Raw genomic sequence first — 24,548 nt, forward strand, 5'->3', positions numbered from 1 at the left:
TTCGCGCGTCAGAAGAATTTCGGGATCGGGCCCAGCTGCGGCGTCTGGTCGGGCAGGTCGACCTGGACCTCATCGACATAGCACCAGCCCCAGCCCTCGGGCGGATCATAGCCCTCGATGATCGGGTGATGGCTGGCGTGGAAATGGGCGCGGGCGTGCTTGCTCGGGGAGTCGTCGCAGCAGCCGACATGGCCGCAGCGGCGGCACAGACGCAGATGCACCCACCAGCCGCCGGTCTTCAGGCATTCCTCGCAGCCGCGCGAGCCGGGCGTGACCGTCTGGATGGTGGGGGAATGGCCGCACGACAGGGTCAAGATCAGGCTCCCGGGTTACGGGCGGCATCGTGCAAAGCAAAGGCGGCCCCGGTCAAGCCGGAGCCGCCTTCACAGCGTCAGGTCTTGAGGATCAGGCCTTGCGGTGCTGGGTCGTCTCGCGGTTGATCCACAGGGCGATCAGGGTGCCGGCGGCGCCCGACAACAGATAGACGCCCGCCGCGCCAAGACCGAAGTTCGAGGCCAGCAGCAGGGCCGCCAGGGGGGCGAAGCCCGCGCCGAACAGCCAGGCCAGGTCCGAGGTCAGGGCCGAGGCCGTATAGCGGTTGATGGCGGCGAAGTTGGAGGCCAGCGAGCCCGACGACTGGCCGAACGACAGGCCCAGCAGGATGAAGCCGCTCATCATGAAGACGATGCCGCCGATTTCACCGCCGGCCAGCATCTGGGGCGCGAAGCCCGAGAAGGCGGCGATGGCGGCGGCCGTGGCGGCCAGCAGGTTGCGGCGGCCATAGCGGTCGGCCAGCGGCCCCGACAGGATCACGCAGATGAGGCAGACGATGGCGCCGATCAGCTCGATGACCAGGAAGCGGGCCGGCGGCTCCTTGGTATAGAGCAGCACCCACGACAGCGGGAACACGGTCACCATGTGGAACAGGGCGAAGCTGGCCAGCGGGGCGAAGGCGCCGATGACGATGTTCTTGCCCTCGGCGCGGACCGTCTGGCGGAACGGCGTCGGCTGCAGTTCGCGGTCCTCGTAGGATTCGATGAAGGCCGGGGTCGCCGAGATGCGCAGACGGGCGAACAGGGCCACCACGTTGATGGCGAAGGCCACGAAGAACGGATAGCGCCAGCCCCAGTCGAGGAAGTCGGCGGTCGACAGCAGGGACACGAAGAAGGCGAACAGGGCGCTGGCCAGGATCAGGCCGATCGGGGCCCCGATCTGGCCGAGCATGGCGTACCAACCCTTCTTGCCCGCGGGGGCGTTCATGGCCAGCAGTGACGCCAGACCTTCCCAGGTGCCGCCCAGGGCCACGCCCTGACCGATGCGCAGCAGGGCCAGCAGCACCACCGACCACAGGCCGATGGTCTCGTAGCCCGGCAGGAAGGCCGTGGCCACGGTCGAGGTGCCCAGCAGCAGCAGCGCGATGGTCAGCTTGGTCCCGCGCCCGAAGAAGCGGTCGATGGCGATGAAGCCCCAGGTGCCCAGCGGCCGGGCGATGAAGGCCAGGGCGAAGATGGCGAAGGAATAGACCGTGCCCATCAACGGACCGGCGAACGGGAAGACCAGTTGCGGGAAGACGATGACCGAGGCGATGGCGAAGACGAAGAAGTCGAAGAACTCCGACGCCCGGCCGATGACGACCCCGATGGCGATCTCGCCGGCGTCGATCTTGTCATGCGAACGGGCGTTGATCTGTTGGGCGTCTCTCTCAAGGGGAGTAGAGGAGGCTCCGGTGGTGGCGCTCATCGACTGATCGCTTCCTTGCAAATTCTGGGTGTGACGCGCGACGACGAGTCACGGACTTGTGGCGCGCTTATTGGAACCCAACGCGTCAAAAGGAGATAGGGCAGATTGTCCAATGTTGTTCCCGAACGCGTCAGCCTAGAGGCCCGCACCATGCCTCCCCAGCACCCGATTCGATCCACCGCGCGACGTCTCGCCCCGTGGATCGCCCTGCCCGCCCTCGCCCTTCTGGCGGGATGTAACGCCGTCGTCCTCGCCCCGTCGGGCGACGTCGCGGCCCAACAGCGCGATCTGCTGGTCATCTCGACCATCCTGATGCTCTTCATCATCATACCGGTGATCGCCCTCGTCGTCATCTTCGCCTGGAAATACCGCCAGTCGAACAAGGACGCGAAGTACGAACCGGACTGGGACCACTCCACCTATCTGGAAGTGGCCATCTGGGGCGCGCCTCTGCTGATCATCATCTGCCTGGGCGCCGTGACCTGGGCCGGCACCCACCTGCTGGACCCCTACCGTCCGCTCGACCGGATCGCCGCGGGCCGTCCCGCCGAGAAAACGGTCAAGCCGCTGCAGGTCAACGTCGTCGCCCTCGACTGGAAATGGCTGTTCATCTACCCCGAGTACGGCATCGCCACGGTCAATGAGCTGGCCGCGCCGGTCGACCGTCCGATCCAGTTCACGATCACCTCGTCCTCGGTGATGAACTCCTTCTACGTCCCCGCCCTGGCCGGCCAGATCTACGCCATGCCGGGCATGCAGACGACGCTGTACGGCGTGATCAACAAGGCCGGCGAATACGAGGGCTTCTCGGCCAACTATTCCGGCTCGGGCTTCTCGGGGATGCGCTTCAAATTCCATGGCCAGAGCCAGGCCGGGTTCGACCAGTGGGTCTCCCAGGTGAAGTCGAGCGGCTTCGCCCTGGACCGCGACGGCTACCGCCGCCTCGAGGCCCCCAGCGAGAACGTCCCCGCCATGCGCTTCGCCCAGGTCGACAGCGGCCTGTTCAGCGCCATCGTCAACATGTGCGTCGAGCCGGGCAAGATGTGCATGCACGAGATGGAAGCCATCGACGCCAAGGGCGGCCTCGACATGGAGAGCGCTCACAGCATGCTGGCCCTGACCTATGACAAGACCGAGCGTCGCGGCGCGGTGTTCGGCCCCACGCCGACCTATGTCGCCACCCTCTGCTCCCCGACCGACCCCGAGCCCGCGAAGGCCCAGACCCGTCTGGCCTCGCTCGGTTCGCCCGCCGATCTGGCCCGCTCAGCCCCCATGATGGGCGCCGGCCTCCCCCGCCCTGATATGTCTCCCGCCGCCTTCAGCCCTGCAGCGCCGTCGGCGCCGCGGGCCGCCTCCTGATCGGACCGCATCCCATGTCCGCCGACAAGATCATTCAATTCGTCTTCGGGCGCCTCAACATCGAGGCCCTGCCCTTCCATGAGCCCATCCTGGTCGCCACCTTCGCGGTGGTCTGCCTCGGCGGCGTCGCCCTTCTGGGCGCCATCACCTATTTCAAGCTCTGGGCCTATCTCTGGAAAGAGTGGTTCACGACCGTCGATCACAAGAAGATCGGCATCATGTACATGATCCTGGGTCTGATCATGCTGTTGCGCGGCTTCGCCGACGCCATCATGATGCGCCTGCAGCAGGCCATGGCCTTCGGCGGGTCCGAGGGCTACCTGAACGCCCACCACTATGACCAGGTCTTCACCGCCCACGGCGTGATCATGATCTTCTTCGTGGCCATGCCCATGGTCACCGGCCTGATGAACTACATCGTGCCGCTGCAGATCGGCGCACGCGACGTCTCCTTCCCCTTCCTGAACAACTTCAGCTTCTGGATGACGGCGGGCGGCGCGATCATCGTCATGATGTCGCTGTTCGTCGGCGAGTTCGCCCGCACCGGCTGGCTGGCCTATCCGCCCCTGTCGGGCCTGGCCTACAGCCCTGACGTCGGGGTCGACTACTACATCTGGGCGCTACAGGTCGCGGGGGTAGGTACGCTTCTATCCGGGGTCAATCTGATCGCGACCATCGTCAAGATGCGCGCGCCCGGCATGGGCCTGATGAAGATGCCCGTCTTCACCTGGACCGCGCTGTGCACCAACGTCCTGATCGTCGCCGCCTTCCCCGTCCTGACCGCCGTTCTCGCCCTGCTGGGTCTGGACCGCTACGTCGGCACCAACTTCTTCACGAACGATCTCGGCGGCAACCCGATGATGTACGTGAACCTGATCTGGATCTGGGGTCACCCCGAGGTCTACATCCTGATCCTGCCGGCCTTCGGCATCTTCTCGGAAGTCGTCTCGACCTTCTCGGGCAAGAAGCTCTTCGGCTACACGTCGATGGTCTACGCCACGGTCGTGATCACCATCCTGTCCTACCTGGTGTGGCTGCACCACTTCTTCACCATGGGATCGGGCGCGAGCGTCAATTCCTTCTTCGGCATCACCACCATGATCATCTCGATCCCGACGGGAGCGAAGATCTTCAACTGGCTGTTCACGATGTACCGGGGCCGGATCCGCTTCGAGCTGCCGATGATGTGGACCGTGGCCTTCATGATCACCTTCACCATCGGAGGGATGACGGGCGTGCTGCTGGCCGTGCCGCCGGCCGACTTCGTCCTGCACAACTCCCTGTTCCTGGTCGCCCACTTCCACAACGTCATCATCGGCGGCGTGCTGTTCGGCCTGTTCGCGGGGATCAATTTCTGGTGGCCCAAGGCCTTCGGCTTCAAGCTCGACGAGACCTGGGGCAAGATCTCCTTCTGGTTCTGGGTCGTCGGCTTCTGGTTCGCCTTCATGCCCCTGTACGTCCTGGGCCTGATGGGCGTGACGCGCCGCATGCGGGTCTTCGACGACCCCTCGCTGCAGATCTGGTTCATCATCGCCGGCTTCGGCGCGGCCCTGGTCGCCGTGGGCATCGCCGCCATGCTGATGCAGTTCTTCGTCTCGATCCGCGACCGCGAGAAGCTGCGCGACAAGACGGGCGATCCGTGGGGCGGCCGCACCCTGGAGTGGGCCACCTCCTCGCCCCCGCCGGACTACAATTTCGCCTTCACGCCCGTCATCCATGACTCGGACGCGTGGTGGGACATGAAGAACCGCGGCTACAAGAAGCCGACCGGCGGTTATCGCGACATCCACATGCCGTCCAACACGGGCGCCGGTGTGGTCCTGGCCGGGCTGAGCGTCGCCTGCGCCGTGGGTCTGATCTGGTACATGTGGTGGCTGGCCGCGATCAGCTTCGTCGGCATCATCGGCTACGCCATCTTCCACACCTTCAACTACAAGCGCGACTACTACATCCCGGCTTCGGAAGTAACCGAGACCGAGGCGAAGGCTCGCGCCCTGGCCGCGGAGGCCTGATCCATGGCGAGCGCTGTGAAACCTCTCGCCCCCGGCGAGGAAGTCGTCTTCCACCTGAAGGAAGAGCCGCATCATCCGGAGGGCTCCAGCACCATGCTGGGCTTCTGGCTCTATCTGATGAGCGACTGCCTCATCTTCGCGATGCTGTTCGCCGTGTTCGGCGTGATCGGCGGCAACTACGCCGGCGGTCCGGGGCCCAAGGCCCTGTTCGAGCTGCCTCTGGTGGCCCTGAACACCGCCATGCTGCTGTTCTCGTCGATCACCTACGGCTTCGCCATGCTGGCCATGGTCCGCAAGAACGTCTCCCAGACCCTGATCTGGCTGGCGATCACCGGCGTCTTCGGCCTCTGCTTCCTGGGCATCGAACTCTATGAGTTCGCGCACCTGATCCATGAGGGCGCGACCCCGCAACGCAGCGGCTTCCTGTCGGCCTTCTTCACCCTGGTCGGCACTCACGGCCTGCACGTCACCTTCGGCCTGATCTGGCTGGTGACCCTGATGGTGCAGATCAGCTGGAAGGGCCTGATCCCCGCCAACCAGCGCCGCCTGATGTGCCTGTCGCTGTTCTGGCACTTCCTCGACGTCATCTGGATCGGCGTCTTCACCTTCGTCTACCTGATGGGGATGCTGCGATGAGCAAGGCTCCGACCCAAAAGCCCGCCGCCAAGGCCCCTGCCCGCAAGCCGGCCGCCCCCAAGGCTGCCGCCGCGAAGACGACCGTCGCGGTCAGCGCCGCCGCGGTCGAACCGAACGGTCACACCCACGCCCATGACGTCGATCACGGCCACGGGCATGACGACCACGGTCATCATGACGAGCACGCCCACGGCTCGATGCGCGACTATCTGATCGGCTTCGGCCTGTCGGTCGTGCTGACCGCCATTCCGTTCTGGCTGGTCATGTCGGGCGTCTTCGCGCCCCAGCTGACCGGCGGGATCATCATGGCCTTCGCCGTGGCCCAGATCGTGGTCCACATGATCTTCTTCCTGCACATGAACGCCAAGTCCGAGGGCGGCTGGACCATCCTGGCCCTGATCTTCACCCTCATCCTGGTGGTCATCGCCCTGACGGGTTCGCTGTGGGTCATGTACCACCTGAACACCAACATGATGCCGCACGGCATGGACATGAACCCGGCTCCCTGAGCCGGGTCGTCGGGACCAGCCGATGCCCGAAGGGCCTCACGAAGCGCCGAGGAAGCCAAGGTCGACCCTGACCCTGGCCATCCTCGGCGTCTTGATTCCGGGGATGATCCTGGGGCTGCTGGCGCTGGGCGTCTGGCAAGTCGAACGGCTGCAGTGGAAGGTTGAACTGATCCGTCAGGTCGACGCCCGCGTCCACGCCTCCGCAGTCCCCGCCCCCGGGCCCGACCGCTGGCCGACCGTCACGCGTGACAGCGACCAGTATCGCCACGTCACTCTTCGCGGCCGCTTCGACAACGACCGCGAAACCCTGACCCAGGCGGTCACCGACTATGGCCCCGGCTTCTGGGTCATGACGCCCTTCCGCACCGACGCCGGCTTCACGGTTCTGGTCAATCGGGGTTACGTTCCCACGGATCGCCGCGCCCCCGACAGCCGGGCCGCAGGACAGATCGAGGGAGAGACCACGGTCCAGGGCCTGTTGCGCATCACCGAGCCCAGGGGCGGCTTCCTGCGCGCCAACGACCCGGCGGCGGACAGCTGGCGCTCGCGCGACGTGGCCGCCATCGCGGCCAAACGCGGCCTGACCGAGGTCGCCCCCTATTTCGTCGACGCAGACGCCACGGCCAATGCGGGCGGCTGGCCCAAAGGCGGGCTGACCGTCATCCGCTTCCCCAACAGCCATCTGGTCTATGCCCTGACCTGGTTCGGCCTGGCCCTGATGCTGGCCGCCGGCGGGGCCTTCCTGGCGTGGGACGAGCGCCGCGTCCGCCGCGCCTTCGCCAACGGAGCGGCCTGAACATGGTGGCCGAGACCCTGAGCCGGCTGGCTGGCCTCGGCGTCTGGCGCGATCGCAACGCCGACGTCGCCGCCTCCACCGGCTGGCGCAATATGCAGCTGCTGATCCAGCTGCGCTGGATCGCCGTCGCGGGCCAGATCCTGGCCATCCTGGTCGTTCACTTCGGCATGAAGGTCGCCCTGCCGCTGCAGCTGATCCTGGCGGCGCCCCTCGCCCTTCTGGCCTTCAACATCCTCGGTCTGCAGCGGCTGAAGCTGCACCCGCACGTGTCCGAGGGCGAGCTGGTCCTGTCCTTGCTGGTCGACGTCGCAGCCCTGACCTGGCAGCTCTATCTCAGCGGCGGCGCGGCCAACCCCTTCACGCCGCTCTATCTGCTGCAGGTCGTGCTGGCCTCGGTCCTGCTCAGGCCCCTGTCGGCGTGGCTGATGGTCGGGGTGACCACCTTCTGCTCACTGCTGCTGCTCGGGGTTCACCGCCCCCTGCTGCTGCCGGAACGGCTGCAGGACAACGACTTCAGCCTCTATCTGCAGGGCAGCCTCGTCTGCTTCGGCCTGATCGCCTTCCTGCTGGTCGTCTTCGTGACCCGGATCAGCGGCAACCTCAGGGCCCGCGATTCCTATCTGGCCGAGATGCGCCAGCGCGAGGCGGAGGAGGACCATATCGTCCGCATGGGCCTGCTGGCCTCCGGCGCCGCGCACGAGTTGGGCACCCCCCTGTCGTCCCTGGCGGTGATCCTCGGCGACTGGCGGCGGATGCCGATCATCAAGGCCGACCCCGAGCTGTCGCAGGACATCGCCGACATGCAGGCCGAGGTCGAGCGCTGCAAATCCATCGTCACCGGCATCCTCATGTCGGCCGGCGAGGCGCGCGGTCAGGACCCGGTCGTCACCACGCCCCGCGCCCTGATCAACGACCTGATCGCCGGCTGGAAGCCGACCCGGCCCGGCGTGGCGGTGACCCTGCGCGACGGCTTGGGCGAGGACGTCAACGTCGTCTCCGACCCGGCCCTGCTTCAGGTCCTGGTCAATGTGCTGGACAATGCCGCCGAGGCGGGCGCGACCGACATCGTCATTCTGGCCGAGCGCCCCGAGGACGACCTGTCGATCACCGTCAGCGACAACGGCTCAGGCTTCGCCGACAGCGTCCTCGCCCGTTTCGGCCAGCCCTATCAGTCCACCAAGAACCGCCCCGGCGCGGGTCTGGGTCTGTTCCTGCTGTCCAACGTCCTGCGCAAGCTGGGCGGCGAGGTTCAGGCCCGCAACCGCAAGGACGGCGGGGCTGTGGTCGTCCTGCGCCTGCCCCTGTCCGCCATCGCCCTGCCCGGAAAGGCGTCCTGATGTCCTCCGCCCAAAAGCTGCTGGTCCTGGTCGAGGACGACGAGGCCTTCGCCCGCACCCTGAAGCGGTCGTTCGAACGGCGCGACTACACGGTCGTCACCGCCGCCAACCACGACGAGCTGGTCACGGTGCTGGAGGTGCACAGGCCCGCCTACGCCGTGGTCGATCTGAAGCTGGCGGGCGGGGCCTCGGGCCTGACCTGCGTCCAGACCCTGCACGCGGCCGACCCGGCGACGACCATCGTGGTCCTGACCGGCTTCGCCAGCATCGCCACGGCGGTCGAGGCCATCAAGCTGGGCGCCTCCCATTATCTGGCCAAACCCTCCAGCACCGACGACATCGAGGCCGCCTTCGGCAAGGTTGAGGGCGACCCCGACATGGCCCTCAGCGCCCGCCCGACCTCGATCAAGACACTGGAGTGGGAGCGGATCCACGAGACCCTGGCCGACACCGGCTTCAACATCTCCGAGGCCGCCCGGCGTCTGGGCATGCATCGCCGCACCCTGGCCCGCAAACTGGCCAAGCGGCAGGTCACCTAGGAACCGGGCCACCTGAAGCCGGTCAAATCCGCAACGGTGCCCGGCTTTCTTAACCACATCGCACACCCGGCGCGGGAAGGCGGTTGCCGAACGGCGGTCGCCTCCCCTAGGGGAAGGACCATGCTGGGGTTTGATCGCATTTTCAGGGGCTTGGCCTCCGGAGCGGCCGTCGCCGTCCTCGCGGGCGCGGCGAGCCCTGCCCTTCGCGCAACCGACGCTTCAGGCCGCCGCCAGCCGCCGCCCTGCCGCCCCCGCCGCCCCGTTCGACCGGGACCCTGATCGCCCCCACCCTCAGCCGCCCGGTCGCCGCCGGCGTGACCTGGCCCAAGGTGTTCGAGATCGAGCGCCGCGACGGCAACGGCGTCTCCTTCTACGGCGGCGTCGCCACCATTGACGGCAGCGACCAGTACGGCCTCAGCGTCCTGAACTTCGACCCGTTCCAGTCGCGGGTCCGCGCCACCTATATCGACGCCTGGGCCCTGAACGCGCCCAACGCCGCCTCCTGCTCGCTGACCTTCCGCGCGGTCGAGCGCCCCTGACCCAGGACCAGGCCAACAGCCTGAACCCCGAACTGGCCACGGCAGAGTTCGAGACCATCAAGCGCGACCACCCCGATCTGGTCCGCACCGGTGAGCGCACGCGCGAGGGGACCGGCGACACCCGCGTGGTCGACCGCTTCAGCTGGGGCGGGACCGACGGCGCGGGCCCGCGCTTCGACGGCCTGAGCAAGTCCTGGGTCTTCGTCCGCTTCGGCAAGGCCTATTACGTCAACAAGATCTGCCTGTCGCAGACCGGCATCGGCGACCTGACGGTCATGGACCAGCTGATCGGCCTCAACTACCGCACCGGCGACGCTCCCGAGCCCCTGCCCGCCGACCAGGTCCCCGAGAACCCGGCGCCGTCACGCCCGCTGATCTATCTGCCGCCGCCCGTCGGCAACATCGTCGCCCGCGACCAGGACCGGCAAGCGCTGGAGAGCCAGACTGTGAGCGCCGGCGAAGCCGAGACCACGCCCGCCCGCGCGCCCGAGCCAGCGCCCGAACAGGCCCCCGTGCCTGAGCCTGCCGCCCCCGTGGCTGCTCCTGTGGCTGGGCCGCCTTCAGCGCCCTCCGCGCCCCCAGTCGCCGCTCCAGTCCCCGCTCCGGTCGCCGAGGCCCCGCCCGAACCCGCCTTCGTCGCCAGCCCGGCGCCCGTCCCGGCCCCGCCGCCCGTGCCGACGCCGGATCAGACCCAGGCCCGCAGCCTGACCCGCTCGCTGAACGGCACGCCGCCCGCGTCCTGACGCTCGAAGCGGGACCAGGGCGGCCAGCGCCGCCATACGGAACATCGGCATGCGATAGCGGTTCTTCGGACCCCCAGCGTCCGATTGTCATGTCTCCCCGTAGAACCCGCGAAGAGTGTCTGAAGAAAATCAGCGAGATGATCGGCGAAGCCGTCGTCGAGGATGACGGCGCGCGCCGCGAAGGCCTCCTGACCCTGGCCGACCTGTGGATCGAAGTCGCGGACCGCCGCAAGGAGGACGAGACGCCCCCGCCCGAGGACCATTGAAGCCGGACGCCCGCTTCAGCCCACCGTCCGGGAAATGACCTCGGCGACCTCGGCGGCCTGAAGGCGGATGTCGGGCACGGAGGTCACCTCCCAGAAGGCGCCGCGCGTCATCGGCCCGACGGCGTAAAGCTCGTCCTGGGCCGCGCCGTCGATGTCGCGCACCCGGCAATCGTCATCGACGTCCAGGCCCAGACCGTCCGGATCGGCCCGCGCCAGCCCGCCCTCCACCAGACCCCGGATCAAGGGGATCTGGCTGCCCGCCACATCGGCCAGAGGGCCGGTGCAGTTGATCACCGCATCCACCTTGCGCGTCGTGGTGCGGGTCCAGCCGCGCGGCCGCCAGGTGACCAGCACCTTGTCCTCGGCGGGCTCGATGCGAACGATGCGTCCGGCGTCGATCGACAGCTCGCCCGCCGCCAGCATGGCCTGGACCCGGCCCGCGACGCCCGGCGCCAGCCGATGCCGGTGCACGTCCCAGATGGGCCGCAGATGCCTGAGGAACCGGCCGCGCTGGGCCCGCGTCCACGACCGCCACAGCGACCGGGCCGATCGTCTCAGATCGTCTGTGACAGCCCGCCAGTCCGAGGTCTGGGCCGCTTCCCGCGCCCGTCTCAGCACCACGCCCGGCGATCCGGAATAGGGCCGCGAGGCCACCGCCAGATCCGCCGCCTTGTGCGCCCGGGGCGCGAAACCCCGACGCGACAGGGCGAAAAAGCGCCGCCCCGTCCGGGCGTGCGACAGGACCACATCGACCATGGTCAGGCTCGATCCGATCAGCAGGACGCGCCGCGCCTCGCCGTCCAGCGCCGTAACCCCGCGCCAGGGATCGGCGACATAGCGACCCGCCTCGACCACCGCGGGATCCAGACCCGGCGGATCGGCGGGCTCCAGATTGCCCAGGGCCAGCACCACCACATCCACGTCCAGCCGCTCGCCCGAGACGAAGCCGATGCGCCAGCCATTGCCCTCGCGCGCCAGTTCCACGCCCTCGTCATGCACCAGCTTCAGCCGCGATCCCGAGTGGCCCAGCGTCTCGGACAGGATGGCGCGCAGATACCGACCATAGTCGCCGCGCGTGATGAAGGCGCCCTGTGCAGACCAGTGCGGCTGGGTCGCCAGCCAGCGCGACAGATGCTCCGGATCGTCGGGAAAGGCGCTCATATTGCCGAGCCGGACGTTCAGCACATGGTCGGCCTCGCGGGTCCCATAGGCCGCCCCCTCCCCGAACCGGGGCGCCTTCTCGATCAGCCAGAGCTCGGCTTCGGGCAGTTTCCGCGACAGATGGACGGTCGTCAGCAGACCGCTGAACCCCGCCCCGATCACGGCGATGCGCGGCGCGGTCACCTCCGGCCTCGCGCGGCGATGAAAACCCTGGGCTGTGGGGGACAGTGTTCGACCATGTCCCAGCATGGCGCGGCCCTCGCCGGAGAGCGACGGCAATATCCTATCCTAGGTATAGAGAATTATTCGCGGAACCTGTTCAGGCGGAGAGACGCTGCCCGTCCAGCCTGAAGGTCTCCGGCAGGCTGCGTTCGAAGGTCTTCGTCATGCCCGACATCTTGGCGGCGCGGGCGAAGGCGATCTTGGCCAGGGCGGTCGGATGCGGGGCCTGCTGCACGCGCGGGCGGACGCCGGCCTTTCTCATCACGCCGTTGGCGTACAGCACATTGGCGCGCATCAGGGCGGTCGGGGTCATGAATTCCACGCTCAGGGAGACGTTCAGCATCGGACCGTTCTCGATCCGGTGCGGGGCGTTCTGGCGCCAGGTGACCATCTTGCCGGGGGTCAGGTCGAACACCTCGGCCTCGGCGTCCATGTCCAGCCGGAACGCCAGCTGTTCAGCGGTTTCCTTGAGGACGACCCGCTCCAGCTGCTCGGCGCCGACGCAGGGTTCGGCGACCGGATAGACCCAGACCTTCTTCTGCCCCCGCAGCTGCCACAGCGACACCAGCGGCACGTCGAGGTGGTAGAAGACCTGGGCGTTGGCCGAGGAGATCAGCATGCCCAGATCGCGCTTGAAGGTCTTGATCCCGGCATGGGCGCGCTTCTCGGCGAAGATCTCCTCCTCCAGCGCGGCGTACTCCGGCAGATAGTCGTTGGCGTGGCGCAGGTTCAGCCAGATGCGGCCCTCTTGCGCCGCGCGCAGCAGTTCCTCGCCGGACAGATCGCCCGCCGAACCCCGGCGCCAGCTCTGCCAGTCGACCGGGTCGTGACCCATGGTGAAGACGCCCAGCTTGTCGCGCGGATAACGGTCCAGCAGGGAGATCAGCCCCTCGTCATTGAACATCGGCCGTTCGTGCAGACCGTGGTCGAAGCCGAGATTGGCCTTCGTCAGCGACGCGGCCTTTTCGGCGGTCCAGTCGGTGATGATGCTCACTGGTCCGCTCCCAGCGAGCGACGACGCGTCGCGGAAACGGCCTCGATAAGACCCTGCACCCGACCGCGCATGGACGGGTCGGCGGTGGCGATATGGTCCAGACGACGGCGCACCTTGTCGACCGCCGAGGACCGGCCCAGCGGCCCGACGGTCCAGGCAGCCTCTTCGGCGCGCTTGAAGGTTCCGCCGGGGGCGGAATGGAAGCCCGATCCGACCAGGCTGATCGCCGGGGCGAAGGGCCGCTTGTAGTGGTCATGGCCGCAGCCGAGGTCATAGACCTCCAGCCCCAGCTCCGGCATGGCGCGAATGGCCTGATCGATAAAGGTCTGGCCGGGCGAGAAGGCCGCCATCTCCGGCGACATCGAGGCGATCCACGGGTGATAGACCCCGCCCTCGCGCACCCCGAAATGGCCGCCCACGAGCGTGTCACCCGCATAGAGCGACAGCAGCAGACCAGTCATCGGCCCTTTGCGGGTCTCGAACAGGGACTGCATCAGATCGGTCGCCCATTGTGGGCGCAGCACGTCCTGAACCCCGGTGCGGAAGAACTGGTCGCTCTTCCACTGCATCACGGTGTCGAAGGCGTCCTGTGAGGTGTCGGCGCGGATCGTCAGTGGCCCCACCTCGGCCAGACGGTGGGCCAGACGGCGCCAGTTCTTGAACTTCTTGGGGCTGGCGGCGCGAACGGCCTCCAGATAGTCGTCGGGCGACTGGTTCAGCTCGATGGCGAAGGCCTCGACCGGCGTCTCGGTCGCCGGGAACAGGCCGTACGGGTCGATCAGACCGTTGTGGCGGAAGGCCTTGAGGCCCACGAGCGCGATGATCTGGCCGGGCTTCAGCCCCGTGTCCGAAGTCGAGACCGCCCCGTGATAGTCGCTGAACGGGGCGCCGAGGGGCCGGCCGAAGCCGCCCGGACGCTGGTGGAAGCCGAAGAAGGCGACCCTCTCCCCGTCCCGGCTGATCACGGCCACCCGGGCGTCATCGCGGACCCTGCCCACCGCGCGGGCGAAATGGGGACTGAGCAACGGACTGCGGAAGGCCGGATCGGCTCGCTGGAGCGCCGACCATGCGGCGGTGTCGGCGACCCTCAGCATGGAGGGCCGGACGATCTCGACTTCGAAAGGCGTGGCTCGGACAGTCATTTTGACACACTCGCAAACGGCTCCGTTTCAGCCGTGCAATGCGTCTGCCAAACTGTCGCACCCCCTTTGGGACGTCAGGGCTCCTGCGTCGTCGGCACGGCGCCGACCATGGCGTAGCACTCCGCCCGCGTCGGCCGGTCGCCGTCCACCACCCCATAGGCCGAGGCCACCGAGCAGCGGTCCGCGGGGCTCAGCTTCCCTTCCCACCGCTTGTCGTTGCAGTAGTTCATGATTGAGTCAGGGTCGTAATAGCTCTCGGCCGCATTGACCGCCTCGGGAGTCTGGGTCCGCGCCAGGCAGTTGGGTGCGCGCGGGCTGACGTGGTCGTGCGAGAAGCCCAGGGCATGCCCCAGTTCGTGCAGGGAGTCGGCATAGAAGCATTTGAATTCGCCCAACGTGCCCCTCGGCCCACACAGCCGGTTGGTCACCAGATATTCGGCGTTCAGGGTGATCTCCCCGCCGTTCAGCAGGCTGCGGCCGAGGTGGCTGGACGAGGCGAACATCTGGGGATTGTGGACGATGCGGATCGGCACGGCCCGACCGTCACCCCCGACCGCGCAGTCGTCGGCGATCCTGAAATGCACATCGGCGGCGGCTTCCCAGGTCGCGGCGGCCGAACGGACCTGCTCGCGCGCCCAGTCGTCCTCCGGCTGCGGCGCCTCGAAGCACATGGGCACGATCCCGCCATCCCAAGTGTCGCTCTGCGGCGGCGGCGCGGCCATAGTCACCATCGGCGGGGGCGGAGGCGGCGGAGCCACATAGGGCGGCGGCGGTGGCGGCGGTGTCTGCTGCGTCGCGCACCCGGCCAGCAGGCCGATCGCCAGCAGGGCCGTGATCCGGCGGAACAGGCTCATACCCAACGCGTCTCGGTCAGGGTCAGGACGACCTCCAGCGACAGCCCTTCCGTATTGGCCCGCTGCACGGTCGGCGTCAGGTCCTCGGCGTCGACCGTGACCACCACCGGCCCCGCATCCCGCGCCAGCAGGTTCAGGATCTCGGTCCCGAACTGAAAACTGACGCCATAGTCCTCGCCGGTCGTATGGTCGTGGACCATGCCCGGCATCGAATGATCCATCCCGCCCATCGGTCCCACATGGACGAAGGTCGGCGACGACCCCAGCGCCAGCTTCCGCTCGCCCGCCAGGATGTCGATGTTCAGGCATCGGTCCAGCAGCCGCTCGTCCCGCTTGTAGGTCGCCTGCCCCACGCCCGAGATGAGCAGCGTATCGTCGGCGGCGCGCAGCCGGGCGGCGATGTCCTCGGGGATGGTCACCGACATCTTCGTCTGGCCGGGCTCGCAGGCCGTCTTCAGGGTAATCGCGGTCTGGCCGATCGGCTCCTGCCGCGTCGCCCCCGCCGGCCCGTTGCTGGCCACGCTGAACAGGGGAAACGGATAGAGCCGGTCGTAGCTGTAGCCAAGCGACCGGGTCTCGACGATGGCGCCGGGCGTCCAGGTCCCCGTATCCTCGCCGTTCGCGCCGACATAGCCGGTCAGCGGAACCTTGCTCCAATCGCTCGGATAGACCGGCTTGGCCAGATTGTGCCAAGTCGCCCAGACGCGGTCGATATTGCAGTGGTGCAGCCAGAAGACCGCATCCGCCGCCGCCGTCTCGGTCCGCCCCATCAGCCCGCCGACCAGGACGTGGATATGGTTGTGCCCATAGGCCTCGACCGCCCCGGCCGAGCGCGGCAGGCCGGCGAAGACCTCGAAACTGTCCGACGCCAGTCGCGCCACATTGCGCGACGTCGCCCAGCGCGCCTTGGCGAAGTCCATGGTGTTGGCGTTCGGCCCGCGCTGGCGCTCGTACAGCGGCGAGCCCGGCGTCGTGACCCAGCTGGGCAGGAAGCGATCCTCCTGCCAGTCCCAATACGGCAGGGCGAAGGTCGTATGGCCGGTCAGCCGGGCGATGATCCGCTCCAGATGCGCCAGCTCCAGCCGGTGCCAGGGCAGGAACAGGCCGCTGCCGTGCTGGGCCTTCTCGCGGTGTAGCCGGGTCTGGCGCGCCCAGGACCGGTTGTCGGTGCGCCGCTTCATCGCCGCCACCCCATCGCGGAAGGCGACCAGATCGTCGGAGTTCGGCGACAGGGTCGATGCGCCCTTGCGCACCCTGCCGGTCTGGGCCCAGGCGGGCATCGCCGTCGCCGCAGCGAGAGCGGCCCCGGCCCTTGCGAGCGCCTGACGTCTGTCGATGGTCATGGTCAGCCCCCCGGCCGGTCGTCACTTCTCCCCGGACAGTCCAGCAAACGCCGGTCTCTGTCCAGTCGGCTAGCCCAACCGGCGAGTGGCGTCAGTCCTCGCCCTTCTTCTCCGGCGCCTGGCCGGGGAAGCGCAGGGCGTGCAGGCCCTCATAGGCGTCGCGGACGGCCTGGCGCGGCTGGTCGGCGCCCAACTGGGCGATCTGGGCCACCCAGACGTCCGACAGCTGCTGCACGGTCGAGGTCACCCAGCCCGGCGCCTGCTGCCGCGACCAGTTCTGGATCGAAGCGGCGTTGAAGACGAGCAGGAAGACGGTGACCAGCAGGATCACATGGCTGGTCCAGCGCCGGTCGCGCGCGGCCACCCCCTCCTCGTCCGGCGGTGGTCCGGGCGGGAAGGCGAACCGGCCCAGAGCGGCCAAGGGCTCGGGGACCAGCGGATGGCGCGTCGGCAGGTCGTGCGGATTGGCGGTTTCGATCCAGTCGCTGGGGGGATCGGCCGGGACCTCCCCCTCCAGCGGTGGGAAGGGCGAGGCGCCGGTCGCCGTGGGGAAGGGCTCGACGGGCGGGTCTTCAGGATGATCGGTCATCGCTCTCGAACCTCCCTCAAAACTGGAAATAGATGAAGGGGGCGACGCCATCCGGCCGCACCGCCTCGACCAGCAGGATGGCGACGCCGATCAGCACCGCGACCGTCAGGGCCGGCGCCGGCTTCAGCCGCTCGGCGACACCCTCGACCATGCGCGGCGGCAGCCAGTGCATGGCCAGCCCGCCGACGATCAGCAGCAGCAGGAAGGGCGTCGTCAGCAGCACCGGCCCGGCGCGGCCCAGCCCCTGGAGCACCGCCATCGCCATGCCGAAAGTCTCGGCCCGGAACAGGATCCAGCCCAGGCAGACGATGTGGAAGGTGATCAGCACCCCCAGCCAATGCGGGACGACCTTCTTCTCCCCGAAGGCCGCGCGGCCCAGCCGCTCCACCACCTGGGCGCCGCCGTGCAGACCGCCCCAAGCCACGAAGGTCCAGGCCGCCCCGTGCCACAGCCCGCCCAGCAGCATGGTGATCATGACGTTGACGCAGGACATGACCAGTCCCCTCCGCCCCCCGCCCAGCGGCACATAGAGATAGTCCCTCAGCCAGCTCGACAGGCTGATATGCCAGCGCCGCCAGAACGACTGCATCGAATTGGCCCGATACGGCTGGTCGAAATTGCGCGGGAAGGAATAGCCCAGCAGGGCCGCGATCCCGATCGCCATGTCCGAATAGGCCGAGAAGTCGCAATAGATCTGGACCGCATAGCCATAGACGGCGGCCGCGATATCCAGCCCCGAATGGGCGGAAGGGTCGAAGAAAACCGGGTCCACCAGACGGATCGACAGCTCGGACGCGATCACCGTCTTCTTGAACAGGCCCCAGGCGATCAGCAGCAGGCCGTGGATCGCCATCTCCCTGGTCAGGCGCGGCACCCGGTCGAACTGCGGCAAGAGGTCCGAGGCCCGCACGATCGGCCCGGCGACGAGATGCGGGAAGAAGCTCATCAGCAGCATCACGTCGAGCAGCGACTTCGCCGCCGGCGTCCGGCCCCGGTTCACATCCACGACATAGCTGATGCCCTGGAAGGTGAAGAAGCTGATCCCCACTGGCAAGACCACCTGCAGCAGGGGCAGGTCCCGTTCCCAGCCGAACCGGGTCAGCAGCTCGCCCATCTGCACGGCGAAGAAGCCGTAGTATTTGAAGAAGCCGAGGATCACGAGGTTGGCCGCGACGCCTAGCCCGACCCACCAGCCCGTACCGATCCGGCGGCCCTCGCCATCGATGGGCTTCCTCGCGATCATCGCCGCGATCGCCCAGTTCAGCACCGCCGAGGCGATCAGCAGGCCGACGAAACGCCAGTCCCACTGGGCGTAGAAGAACCAGCTGGCCAGCAGCAGGAACAATTTTCGTCGTCCATTTTCCCGGTCCAGCGACCAGGAGGCGAAATAGACGAACAGGAAGAAGACGCCGAAGGCGAGGGTCGGGAACAGCATCTAGTTCGCGCCCCCCCGGCGGTACCAGTCGCGGCCAGCGGTCATCAGGTCGTCGTAGAGCAGCGAACCGATCCAGTCGGCCCCGGCCTGGGTGAAATGCACATGGTCCCCGCGCATCATCGGGTCCTCGCCGTTCGCGCCCGGCAGGGTCAGGCGGAAGGCCGAACAGTCGCCGCCCATGCGGCCGCGCCAGTCCCAGTAGGCGACGTTCAGGCTCGCCGCGACCCGCTGCTGGATGTCGCGCACCACCGCCAGCATGGCCGGGGAGCGCCAACGCGCCTCGGCGTCTCCGGGACAGCTTCCCCCGCCCTCTCCGCGCTGGGCCTCGGGCGCGCCGAGGATCAGCAGGGCCGCGCGCGGCGCCTCGGCCCTCAGCCGGGCGATCTCGGACCGCAGCAGCCGCTCATAGGCGGCGGGATCGAGCGTATCGTCGAAGCCCTCATTGACCCCGTACTCCAACACGATCAGGTCGATGGGCGCATCCAGCACCGGCAGCGGATGATTGCGCAGATCGGTCAGGGTCACCCCGACCACCCCGATGGGTTCGATGCGGATATCGCGCCTCGGAAACCGGGCCTTCAGCCGGGTCTCCAGCGATCCGGTGATCAGCCGCCCGGCCGTATGGCTGTCGCCGAACTGGACGATGCGCACCACCCCGCCCCAACGCCCGTCCAGCGCCCGGAACAGGGGCGCCAGCTCTTCGGCCTGGCACAGACCATCGGGACAGGACCGGCTCGGCGGCGACGGCAGGGGCGTCCACGGCCGTTCCTGCGCCACGGCAAAGCCAGGAACCGCCGCAAGAGCGATCGCCGACAGCACCGACGCCAGAACCAGCCCCCGGATCACGCCCCGGCGCCGCCCGCGCTGACTTGAGCAGGAGCCGTAGCCTGCGGAGAGGCCAGACCGGCGTCGGCCCTCAGCCGCTCGACCACCGGCTCGCTGATCCGCAGATAGCCCGCCATCGACATGTGGATGCCGTCGTTGGCCCGCATCAGCTGGCGTCGGCCGCTGTCGTGGGCGGTCAGATAGGCGTCATAGTCGCCCGTATCGTCCGAGGTCAGGGCGACGGTCGAGATATAGGGGACGTTCAGCGCCTTCATGTGCGCCTCAACCACCTTATTGATCAGGGTCATCTTGGCGTCGAAGCTCTCTCGCTTCATCTTGGGCAGGCCGACCCAGTAGACGGCGATGTCGCGGCTGCGCAGCAGATTGACCAGGTCGTCGACCCGCTTGCCGTAGGCGGCCTTCCAGCCCTCCGAGCCGAAGGCGTGGATCTGGCCGTCCATGCTGATGCCCTGGGCGTCATTGGTGCCGAACAGAATGATGGCGGCGTCGACCGGGGTCTCGGCGATCTGCCGCTCGGTCTTGGCCTGGATGTCGACGTAGTCGTAGCGCGACAGGCCGGTGGAAACTTCCGAGAACTTGGTCACCGTCACGCCCGGCGTGCCGTTCAGGTCGCGGTACAGGCCGGCCCACAGGCCGTCGCCCATGGAATCGCCGAAGACGCCGACGCGCAGCTTGCCGCTCGCCATCCGCACCTTCAACGGTGTGATGGCCGGGCCGGTGGAAGCGTTGGCCACGGGCTGAACGGCGGCCGAGACCGGCTCAGGCCCCGCCGAGGCACTGGCGGTCGAGCCGAACAGCAGGGTCGGATGCTGCAGCCAGTTCCGACCGTCCGGGGTCAGCACCAGACCGATGCCCACGCCGACCAGAAGCGCCGCCGTCAAGGAATTGATGTTCGCCCGCACGCCCCACCCGCACGTTTACTGACCCGACAGCCATAACCGATCCCCGGAACCTCGCCCACCGCCTGCGCGTCGTGAGCGAAGAAAAAGGTTAACTGTGGCGTTCGAAACTTTCGGTCTGGAGCCGTGATGTCAGGCGGGGCCTGACGGAGGCGGGATAAGCAGCCTTCTGTTAGGCACGCCCGGCGGCCGTGATAGCCTTTTCGACGAACAATCCAGACCGGAGGCGAGACTGCGATCTGGCAGGATTTGGCAGTCTGTCAGTATGTTTTTGCCGAACGACACCGCCATTCGTTCAGACCCGGGTTTGGCGGTGTTTGGCGGTGTGGCGGTGTTTCTTTGCGGACAGGACCGCCATTTCACCGGCGGCTCCGACGGGCTACGATCCGGCTTGCGAAGCGGTTCGGGCCGGACTATTCACCGGACCCAAGAATATTCATCAAAGAGTGAAAAAGGGAAGCGTATGGGGAAGATCGTCGCTGACGCGAAGGCGGCCCTTGAGGGCGTGGCCTTCGACGGCATGACCGTCATGTCCGGAGGCTTCGGCCTATGCGGCATTCCTGAGAACCTGATCGCCGCCTTGCGCGACAGCGGGGTCAAGGGCCTGACCGTCATCTCCAACAATGCGGGCGTGGACGGCTTCGGCCTCGGCCAGCTGCTGGAGACCCGCCAGATCGCCAAGATGATCTCCTCCTACGTCGGCGAGAACAAGGAGTTCGAGCGCCAGTACCTGGCCGGCGAGCTGCAGCTTGAGTTCAACCCCCAAGGCACCCTGGCCGAACGCATCCGCGCCGGCGGCGCCGGCATCCCCGCCTTCTTCACCGCCACCGGCGTCGGCACCCTGGTCGCCGAGGGCAAGGAGGTCCGCAACTTCGACGGCCGCGACTACGTCATGGAAACCGGCCTCGTCGCCGACCTGGCCATCGTCAAGGCGTGGAAGGCCGACGAGCGCGGCAACCTCGTCTTCCGCAAGACCGCCCGCAACTTCAACCCGATGATGGCCACCGCCGGCAAGGTGACCCTGGTCGAGGTCGAGGAAATCGTCCCGACCGGCTCGCTCGATCCGGACCAGATCCACACCCCCGGCATCTACGTCGACCGCCTGTTCGTCGGTCAGTTCGAGAAGCGAATCGAACAGCGCACTGTCCGTCAGCGCGCGGACGCCTGAACCGATGCCGAAGGTGGTCTGGAAACATAGCGAGACAGGCGTGGACCTCATGCCGCCCGTCGAGGCCACCCAAGCTGAGGTCGACGCCATGGTCTGCAAAATCGAGCTTGGCGAAGAAATCTATCTGAGGCGCGAAAACCTCAAGGACCTCAATCTGGTTGTGCTGACCATCGACACCGCTGAAGGCGTCACCACCCTGTCGGCCCAACCCGTCTAGAAGAGAAACAACAATGGCCCGGACCCGCGAACAACTGGCTGAACGCGCCGCGAAAGAGCTGCAGGACGGCTTCTATGTGAACTTGGGCATCGGCATCCCGACCCTGGTCGCCAACTACATCCCCGAAGGCATGGAGGTCACCCTCCAGTCCGAGAACGGCATGCTGGGCATGGGCCCCTTCCCTTGGGCCGGTGAGGAAGACCCCGACCTGATCAACGCCGGCAAGCAGACCATCACCGAAATCCCCGAGAGCGCCTACTTCAGCTCGGCCGACAGCTTCGCCATGATCCGCGGCGGCCATATCAACCTGTCGATCCTGGGGGCCATGGAGGTCGCCGAGAACGGCGACATCGCCAACTGGATGATCCCCGGCAAGCTGGTGAAGGGCATGGGCGGCGCCATGGATCTGGTCGCGGGCGTCAAGCGCGTGGTCGTGGTCATGGATCACGCCAACAAGCACGGCGAATCCAAGGTCCTGAAGGCCTGCACCCTGCCCCTGACGGGCACGGGCGTGGTCAGCCGTATCATCACCGACCTGGCTGTCTTCGACGTCAAGCCGGACGGCGCCGGGCTGGAGCTGATCGAACTGTCCGAGGGCGTGACCCTCGACGAGGTCGCGGCCAAGACCCAGGCGACCTATTCCGTGGCGCCTTCGCTCGCCTAACTGACTGACGCTTAACCAAATCTCGCACCTGAGACGCGATGCCGCTTGGCAAACCGGCCGATCCCTGACGATAGTGGTTAAGGAGATGGGCGGCATGTCGGCAACCAATACGCATCGGGTCTGGCCGGGTCTTCCCGCCCCGGATGAGGCGCGCGTGGCCCAGCTCTCGCCCGAGGCCGTCTCCGACGGCTTCGGCGAGGACGCCCGTAAAGGTCTGGCGGCCTTGGCCGACCGGGTCCGGGCCGAGATGCGCAGCGGTGAGCTGACCGAGGCCCTGGCCGTCATCCACCACCTGCGCGCCGGTCTGGAGAGCCTGAACCCGGCCGATCTGGAGCCTCGCAAGGGCTTGGGCGGCCTGTTCGACAGCCGCAAGCGCCGCCTCAAGGCCTTCCGCGACCGCTTCGCCGAGGTGACCCGCACCCTGGCTGAATCCCTGGACGACCTTCAGGTCCGCGTCGGGGCCGTGACCCGCCGCTCGGGCGTGCTGGAGCAGCTCTGGACCGACATCCGCCACGGCGTGCTCGAGATGGACGACTTCGTTGCCGCCTGCCTGAGGAAGATCGCCCCGGTCCAGGCGACCGAGCCCGGGCCCGCGCCCGTCCTGCATCCCGTGCATCAGCGCGGCCACCGCCTCGCCGACGCCCGCGACGCCGGGGTCCGCCTCCTGCCTCAGGTTCGCGTGGGCCAGAACGCCGACGGCCAGGCCGCGCGGCGGCTCAAGATGGCCTGCGACGCCATCATCGAGTGGCACCACGAATGGGCCGATAACCTCGGGGTCCGGGCCTTGGGCGTCAAAGGCCCGAAGAAGCAGAAGAAGGTCGCGCCCGATCAGGCCCGGCTGATCACCTCGCGCCAGACGGTGCTGGCCATGCTCGACGCCGCCGCCCGCGAGGTCGAGACCGCCCGCCAGCGCCGCGTCGAGGCCGACGCCCGCATCGAGGCCGCCCGCAAGGCGATCTAGCGGGTCGTCGCCGGAGCCGGAGCCGCGGTGGGCGCCGCCGTCGCCGTCCAGTCGGCGATCTGGGCGTTCAGGTCACGCGAGGCGATGTCGAAGGCGCTGACGATGGCCGAGACCCGGTTCTCGTTGGCCGGCTGGGAGACGGTGAAAACCTCCTCGCTGGTCACGTTACGCTCGGGCAGGATCGTCATCCGGGCCCGGGCCGTGATAACCACCGTGGGTGTTCCGCCGGGTGCGTCGTAGCGGGCCTCGAAGCGGGTCACATCGACGCTCAGCACCCGGGTCGCGATCCCGGGCTCGCGCCGACCGATCAGCCGCACCCGCGGGTTGCTGGCGAACGCCGCCTCCAGGCTGTCGTTGAACAGGACCTCGGCCGGCGAGACCCAGCGCGCGCCCTTGATGTAGGCGGCTTCCGTGCCAGTCACGCCGAGCAGGCGATCACCCTTGGACGCCTCGGGGAAGTCGATGCGCCGCAGGGCCACCGGGATGGGCGTCATGGCCTGGGGCGTGACGCCGGGCGCTTCCGGAGCGCTGGAGCCGAACCGGTAAAGCTGCACCGGCTTGGGCGTCGACAACAGGGAACAGCCCGACAGGGCGAAGGCGACCGCCGCGACGGTGAGGATGCGGGTCGGGATCACGGCTGGACCTCCATTTCCTTGGATGCGGGACGGCCGATGAAGTCGCGCGGACTGGCGCGGACGTCGTCGATGAGGCTCTGCAGCGAGGCCGTGGCCTCGTTCAGCTCCTCGATGGTCTGGGTCAGCTGCGGCAGGCCCGTGGTCGAGAACTCGCCCAGCGGACGCTCCAGCGCATTGGCCGACCGGTTGATCGAGGCGATGGCCGTGCGGGCGTCCTCGGTCGCCTTGTTGATGTTGGCGATGGCCTGGCGTCCGTCGCCATTGACGACCGTACGGGCATCGACGGCTAGCTGACGGTATTCCTCAACGGCCGCATTGGCCTTGGCCAGGGCGTCTTCCAGCTCCTTGAACATCCCCTTGCGCGCTTCGAGCTCGGTCGACAGGGCCTCGATGTTCTTCAGGCTGGTAGAGAAGGAGCGGATGTTGTCGTCGGACATGACCCGGTTGATCCGGTTCAGGGCGTCCACCGTCTGGGCCAGCACCGTGCCCGAGCCGGACAGAAGTTCGGCGATCGGCGACGGCTGGCTCTGGATTACCGGCACGACGTTCTCGGGATACTGGCTCTTGAGCAGGGCGCTGCCCTCGGTCCCGGCGGTGATCTGGATGTAGTTCAGCCCGGTGATGCCCTGGGGCTCCAGCTGGGCGCGCGAGGAGACGCGGACCGGGGTGGTGCCGTTCAGACGGACGCGGGCGATGACCTGATCGCCCTTCTTGGGATCCAGGTTCAGGTCGGTGACCTCGCCGACGCGGATGCCGTTGAAATGGACCTCGCCGCCCTCCGACAGGCCGCGCACCGGCCCGTAGAAGACGATGTCATAGACGTCATAGTCCTTGTTGAACTGGAGGCGAGCCATCCAGATCGTGAACAGCGCCAGGGCCAGCAACAGGAAGACCGTTGCGATGCCGACGGCGGCGTAGTGTGCGTCTCTTTCCATAGTCGTC

27 protein-coding genes are annotated in these 24,548 nt (G+C 67.7%); 14 read left to right on the plus strand and 13 right to left on the minus strand.

What is annotated here, in order from left to right:
* Nucleotides 1-8: 8 nt before the first annotated feature.
* Together IFJ75_RS10310 and IFJ75_RS10315 are read right to left on the minus strand one after the other, a co-directional pair.
* A complete protein-coding gene (locus tag IFJ75_RS10310; protein ID WP_225896771.1) occupies nt 9-314 on the minus strand; it encodes a UBP-type zinc finger domain-containing protein in 306 nt (101 codons plus the stop codon).
* A gap of 91 nt (nt 315-405) precedes the next feature.
* Complete coding sequence (locus IFJ75_RS10315; RefSeq protein ID WP_207867906.1) at nt 406-1,740, minus strand: MFS transporter; 1,335 nt, start codon at nt 1,738-1,740, stop codon at nt 406-408.
* A gap of 105 nt (nt 1,741-1,845) precedes the next feature.
* Here IFJ75_RS10315 and cyoA point away from each other — a divergent pair, with 105 nt between their 5' ends.
* The 10 genes from cyoA to IFJ75_RS19955 all read left to right on the plus strand — a co-directional run bounded on the left by cyoA (nt 1,846) and on the right by IFJ75_RS19955 (nt 10,476).
* Nucleotides 1,846-3,099: a ubiquinol oxidase subunit II gene (gene cyoA / locus IFJ75_RS10320; protein ID WP_404822015.1), complete on the plus strand. Its 1,254-nt coding sequence runs from the start codon at nt 1,846-1,848 to the stop codon at nt 3,097-3,099.
* Between the two features lie 14 nt (nt 3,100-3,113).
* On the plus strand, nt 3,114-5,111 hold the full coding sequence (gene cyoB / locus IFJ75_RS10325) for a cytochrome o ubiquinol oxidase subunit I (protein ID WP_207867908.1): 1,998 nt from the start codon (nt 3,114-3,116) through the stop codon (nt 5,109-5,111).
* Nucleotides 5,112-5,114: 3 nt separating this feature from the next.
* Entirely contained in the window at nt 5,115-5,747 is a 633-nt protein-coding gene (gene cyoC, locus IFJ75_RS10330) for a cytochrome o ubiquinol oxidase subunit III (RefSeq protein WP_207867910.1), read from the plus strand.
* Nucleotides 5,744-6,256: a cytochrome o ubiquinol oxidase subunit IV gene (gene cyoD / locus IFJ75_RS10335; protein ID WP_207867912.1), complete on the plus strand. Its 513-nt coding sequence runs from the start codon at nt 5,744-5,746 to the stop codon at nt 6,254-6,256. Before cyoC ends, cyoD begins: the two co-directional genes overlap by 4 nt.
* A gap of 22 nt (nt 6,257-6,278) precedes the next feature.
* Nucleotides 6,279-7,052, plus strand: a complete 774-nt coding sequence (locus IFJ75_RS10340) for an SURF1 family protein (protein WP_404822016.1) — start codon at nt 6,279-6,281, stop codon at nt 7,050-7,052.
* Between the two features lie 2 nt (nt 7,053-7,054).
* Complete coding sequence (locus IFJ75_RS10345; RefSeq protein ID WP_207867914.1) at nt 7,055-8,389, plus strand: ATP-binding protein; 1,335 nt, start codon at nt 7,055-7,057, stop codon at nt 8,387-8,389.
* Complete coding sequence (locus tag IFJ75_RS10350) at nt 8,389-8,928, plus strand: response regulator transcription factor (protein ID WP_207867916.1); 540 nt, start codon at nt 8,389-8,391, stop codon at nt 8,926-8,928. The genes IFJ75_RS10345 and IFJ75_RS10350 overlap by 1 nt, the downstream gene beginning before the upstream one ends.
* 314 nt (nt 8,929-9,242) lie before the next feature.
* Nucleotides 9,243-9,467 carry a hypothetical protein gene (locus tag IFJ75_RS10355; RefSeq protein WP_207867918.1) on the plus strand — a complete coding sequence of 75 codons (225 nt, stop codon included), beginning with the start codon at nt 9,243-9,245 and terminating at the stop codon, nt 9,465-9,467.
* A gap of 125 nt (nt 9,468-9,592) precedes the next feature.
* The gene (locus tag IFJ75_RS10360) at nt 9,593-10,210 is read left to right on the plus strand and encodes a hypothetical protein (RefSeq protein ID WP_207867920.1); all 618 of its coding nucleotides are present in this window, start codon (nt 9,593-9,595) and stop codon (nt 10,208-10,210) included.
* A gap of 137 nt (nt 10,211-10,347) precedes the next feature.
* A complete protein-coding gene (locus tag IFJ75_RS19955) occupies nt 10,348-10,476 on the plus strand; it encodes a hypothetical protein (RefSeq protein ID WP_263972974.1) in 129 nt (42 codons plus the stop codon).
* A gap of 15 nt (nt 10,477-10,491) precedes the next feature.
* Here the strand turns inward: IFJ75_RS19955 and IFJ75_RS10365 are convergent, their stop codons facing one another.
* The 9 genes from IFJ75_RS10365 to IFJ75_RS10405 all read right to left on the minus strand — a co-directional run bounded on the left by IFJ75_RS10365 (nt 10,492) and on the right by IFJ75_RS10405 (nt 19,943).
* On the minus strand, nt 10,492-11,820 hold the full coding sequence (locus tag IFJ75_RS10365) for an FAD/NAD(P)-binding protein (RefSeq protein WP_207867923.1): 1,329 nt from the start codon (nt 11,818-11,820) through the stop codon (nt 10,492-10,494).
* Nucleotides 11,821-11,956: 136 nt separating this feature from the next.
* On the minus strand, nt 11,957-12,853 hold the full coding sequence (locus tag IFJ75_RS10370) for a hypothetical protein (RefSeq protein ID WP_225896772.1): 897 nt from the start codon (nt 12,851-12,853) through the stop codon (nt 11,957-11,959).
* Nucleotides 12,850-13,995 (minus strand): GNAT family N-acetyltransferase, encoded by a 1,146-nt coding sequence (locus IFJ75_RS10375; protein ID WP_207867925.1) that lies wholly within the window; start codon nt 13,993-13,995, stop codon nt 12,850-12,852. The genes IFJ75_RS10370 and IFJ75_RS10375 overlap by 4 nt, the downstream gene beginning before the upstream one ends.
* A gap of 74 nt (nt 13,996-14,069) precedes the next feature.
* Nucleotides 14,070-14,849 carry a zinc metalloprotease gene (locus tag IFJ75_RS10380; RefSeq protein ID WP_207867927.1) on the minus strand — a complete coding sequence of 260 codons (780 nt, stop codon included), beginning with the start codon at nt 14,847-14,849 and terminating at the stop codon, nt 14,070-14,072.
* The gene (locus IFJ75_RS10385) at nt 14,846-16,192 is read right to left on the minus strand and encodes a tyrosinase family protein (protein WP_207867929.1); all 1,347 of its coding nucleotides are present in this window, start codon (nt 16,190-16,192) and stop codon (nt 14,846-14,848) included. The genes IFJ75_RS10380 and IFJ75_RS10385 overlap by 4 nt, the downstream gene beginning before the upstream one ends.
* 91 nt (nt 16,193-16,283) lie before the next feature.
* A complete protein-coding gene (locus IFJ75_RS10390; RefSeq protein WP_207867931.1) occupies nt 16,284-16,781 on the minus strand; it encodes a hypothetical protein in 498 nt (165 codons plus the stop codon).
* A gap of 16 nt (nt 16,782-16,797) precedes the next feature.
* Nucleotides 16,798-18,216 (minus strand): MBOAT family O-acyltransferase, encoded by a 1,419-nt coding sequence (locus IFJ75_RS10395; RefSeq protein ID WP_207867933.1) that lies wholly within the window; start codon nt 18,214-18,216, stop codon nt 16,798-16,800.
* On the minus strand, nt 18,217-19,062 hold the full coding sequence (locus IFJ75_RS10400) for a GDSL-type esterase/lipase family protein (protein WP_207867935.1): 846 nt from the start codon (nt 19,060-19,062) through the stop codon (nt 18,217-18,219). It abuts the gene before it with no gap.
* Nucleotides 19,059-19,943, minus strand: a complete 885-nt coding sequence (locus IFJ75_RS10405) for an SGNH/GDSL hydrolase family protein (RefSeq protein WP_225896773.1) — start codon at nt 19,941-19,943, stop codon at nt 19,059-19,061. Before IFJ75_RS10405 ends, IFJ75_RS10400 begins: the two co-directional genes overlap by 4 nt.
* A 481-nt stretch (nt 19,944-20,424) precedes the next feature.
* On the opposite strand from IFJ75_RS10405, the gene IFJ75_RS10410 reads away from it, so the two are divergent.
* From IFJ75_RS10410 to IFJ75_RS10425, 4 genes are all read left to right on the plus strand, one after another.
* Nucleotides 20,425-21,129: a CoA transferase subunit A gene (locus IFJ75_RS10410; protein WP_207867938.1), complete on the plus strand. Its 705-nt coding sequence runs from the start codon at nt 20,425-20,427 to the stop codon at nt 21,127-21,129.
* 4 nt (nt 21,130-21,133) lie between these two features.
* Nucleotides 21,134-21,346, plus strand: coding sequence for a hypothetical protein (locus IFJ75_RS10415; protein WP_207867940.1), 213 nt, complete (start codon nt 21,134-21,136; stop codon nt 21,344-21,346).
* A 13-nt stretch (nt 21,347-21,359) separates the two neighbouring features.
* Nucleotides 21,360-22,010 (plus strand): 3-oxoacid CoA-transferase subunit B, encoded by a 651-nt coding sequence (locus IFJ75_RS10420; RefSeq protein WP_207867941.1) that lies wholly within the window; start codon nt 21,360-21,362, stop codon nt 22,008-22,010.
* 94 nt (nt 22,011-22,104) lie between these two features.
* Nucleotides 22,105-22,971 carry a toxic anion resistance protein gene (locus IFJ75_RS10425; protein ID WP_207867943.1) on the plus strand — a complete coding sequence of 289 codons (867 nt, stop codon included), beginning with the start codon at nt 22,105-22,107 and terminating at the stop codon, nt 22,969-22,971.
* Here IFJ75_RS10425 and IFJ75_RS10430 read toward each other — a convergent pair.
* Both IFJ75_RS10430 and IFJ75_RS10435 read right to left on the minus strand, forming a co-directional pair.
* A complete protein-coding gene (locus tag IFJ75_RS10430; protein WP_207867945.1) occupies nt 22,968-23,606 on the minus strand; it encodes an ABC-type transport auxiliary lipoprotein family protein in 639 nt (212 codons plus the stop codon). The two genes, IFJ75_RS10425 and IFJ75_RS10430, sit on opposite strands and share 4 nt — an antisense overlap.
* Nucleotides 23,603-24,541, minus strand: coding sequence for an MlaD family protein (locus tag IFJ75_RS10435; RefSeq protein ID WP_207867946.1), 939 nt, complete (start codon nt 24,539-24,541; stop codon nt 23,603-23,605). Before IFJ75_RS10435 ends, IFJ75_RS10430 begins: the two co-directional genes overlap by 4 nt.
* Nucleotides 24,542-24,548 lie beyond the last annotated feature (7 nt).

The sequence above is a fragment of the Brevundimonas goettingensis genome, assembly GCF_017487405.1.
In the GTDB taxonomy this organism is placed as follows: Bacteria; Pseudomonadota; Alphaproteobacteria; order Caulobacterales; family Caulobacteraceae; genus Brevundimonas; species Brevundimonas goettingensis.

What these genes read in the sequence shown, in the direction of transcription:
- cyoB (WP_207867908.1), top strand. Translation starts at nt 3,114, where the DNA reads ATGTCCGCCGACAAGATCATTCAATTCGTCTTCGGGCGCCTCAACATC.
- IFJ75_RS10315 (WP_207867906.1), bottom strand. Translation starts at nt 1,740, where the DNA reads ATGAGCGCCACCACCGGAGCCTCCTCTACTCCCCTTGAGAGAGACGCC.
- IFJ75_RS10380 (WP_207867927.1), bottom strand. Translation starts at nt 14,849, where the DNA reads ATGAGCCTGTTCCGCCGGATCACGGCCCTGCTGGCGATCGGCCTGCTG.
- IFJ75_RS10345 (WP_207867914.1), top strand. Translation starts at nt 7,055, where the DNA reads ATGGTGGCCGAGACCCTGAGCCGGCTGGCTGGCCTCGGCGTCTGGCGC.
- IFJ75_RS10410 (WP_207867938.1), top strand. Translation starts at nt 20,425, where the DNA reads ATGGGGAAGATCGTCGCTGACGCGAAGGCGGCCCTTGAGGGCGTGGCC.
- IFJ75_RS10390 (WP_207867931.1), bottom strand. Translation starts at nt 16,781, where the DNA reads ATGACCGATCATCCTGAAGACCCGCCCGTCGAGCCCTTCCCCACGGCG.
- IFJ75_RS10425 (WP_207867943.1), top strand. Translation starts at nt 22,105, where the DNA reads ATGTCGGCAACCAATACGCATCGGGTCTGGCCGGGTCTTCCCGCCCCG.
- cyoC (WP_207867910.1), top strand. Translation starts at nt 5,115, where the DNA reads ATGGCGAGCGCTGTGAAACCTCTCGCCCCCGGCGAGGAAGTCGTCTTC.
- IFJ75_RS10420 (WP_207867941.1), top strand. Translation starts at nt 21,360, where the DNA reads ATGGCCCGGACCCGCGAACAACTGGCTGAACGCGCCGCGAAAGAGCTG.
- IFJ75_RS10350 (WP_207867916.1), top strand. Translation starts at nt 8,389, where the DNA reads ATGTCCTCCGCCCAAAAGCTGCTGGTCCTGGTCGAGGACGACGAGGCC.
- IFJ75_RS10415 (WP_207867940.1), top strand. Translation starts at nt 21,134, where the DNA reads ATGCCGAAGGTGGTCTGGAAACATAGCGAGACAGGCGTGGACCTCATG.
- IFJ75_RS10435 (WP_207867946.1), bottom strand. Translation starts at nt 24,541, where the DNA reads ATGGAAAGAGACGCACACTACGCCGCCGTCGGCATCGCAACGGTCTTC.
- IFJ75_RS19955 (WP_263972974.1), top strand. Translation starts at nt 10,348, where the DNA reads ATGATCGGCGAAGCCGTCGTCGAGGATGACGGCGCGCGCCGCGAAGGC.
- cyoD (WP_207867912.1), top strand. Translation starts at nt 5,744, where the DNA reads ATGAGCAAGGCTCCGACCCAAAAGCCCGCCGCCAAGGCCCCTGCCCGC.
- IFJ75_RS10395 (WP_207867933.1), bottom strand. Translation starts at nt 18,216, where the DNA reads ATGCTGTTCCCGACCCTCGCCTTCGGCGTCTTCTTCCTGTTCGTCTAT.
- IFJ75_RS10375 (WP_207867925.1), bottom strand. Translation starts at nt 13,995, where the DNA reads ATGACTGTCCGAGCCACGCCTTTCGAAGTCGAGATCGTCCGGCCCTCC.
- IFJ75_RS10340 (WP_404822016.1), top strand. Translation starts at nt 6,279, where the DNA reads ATGCCCGAAGGGCCTCACGAAGCGCCGAGGAAGCCAAGGTCGACCCTG.
- IFJ75_RS10385 (WP_207867929.1), bottom strand. Translation starts at nt 16,192, where the DNA reads ATGACCATCGACAGACGTCAGGCGCTCGCAAGGGCCGGGGCCGCTCTC.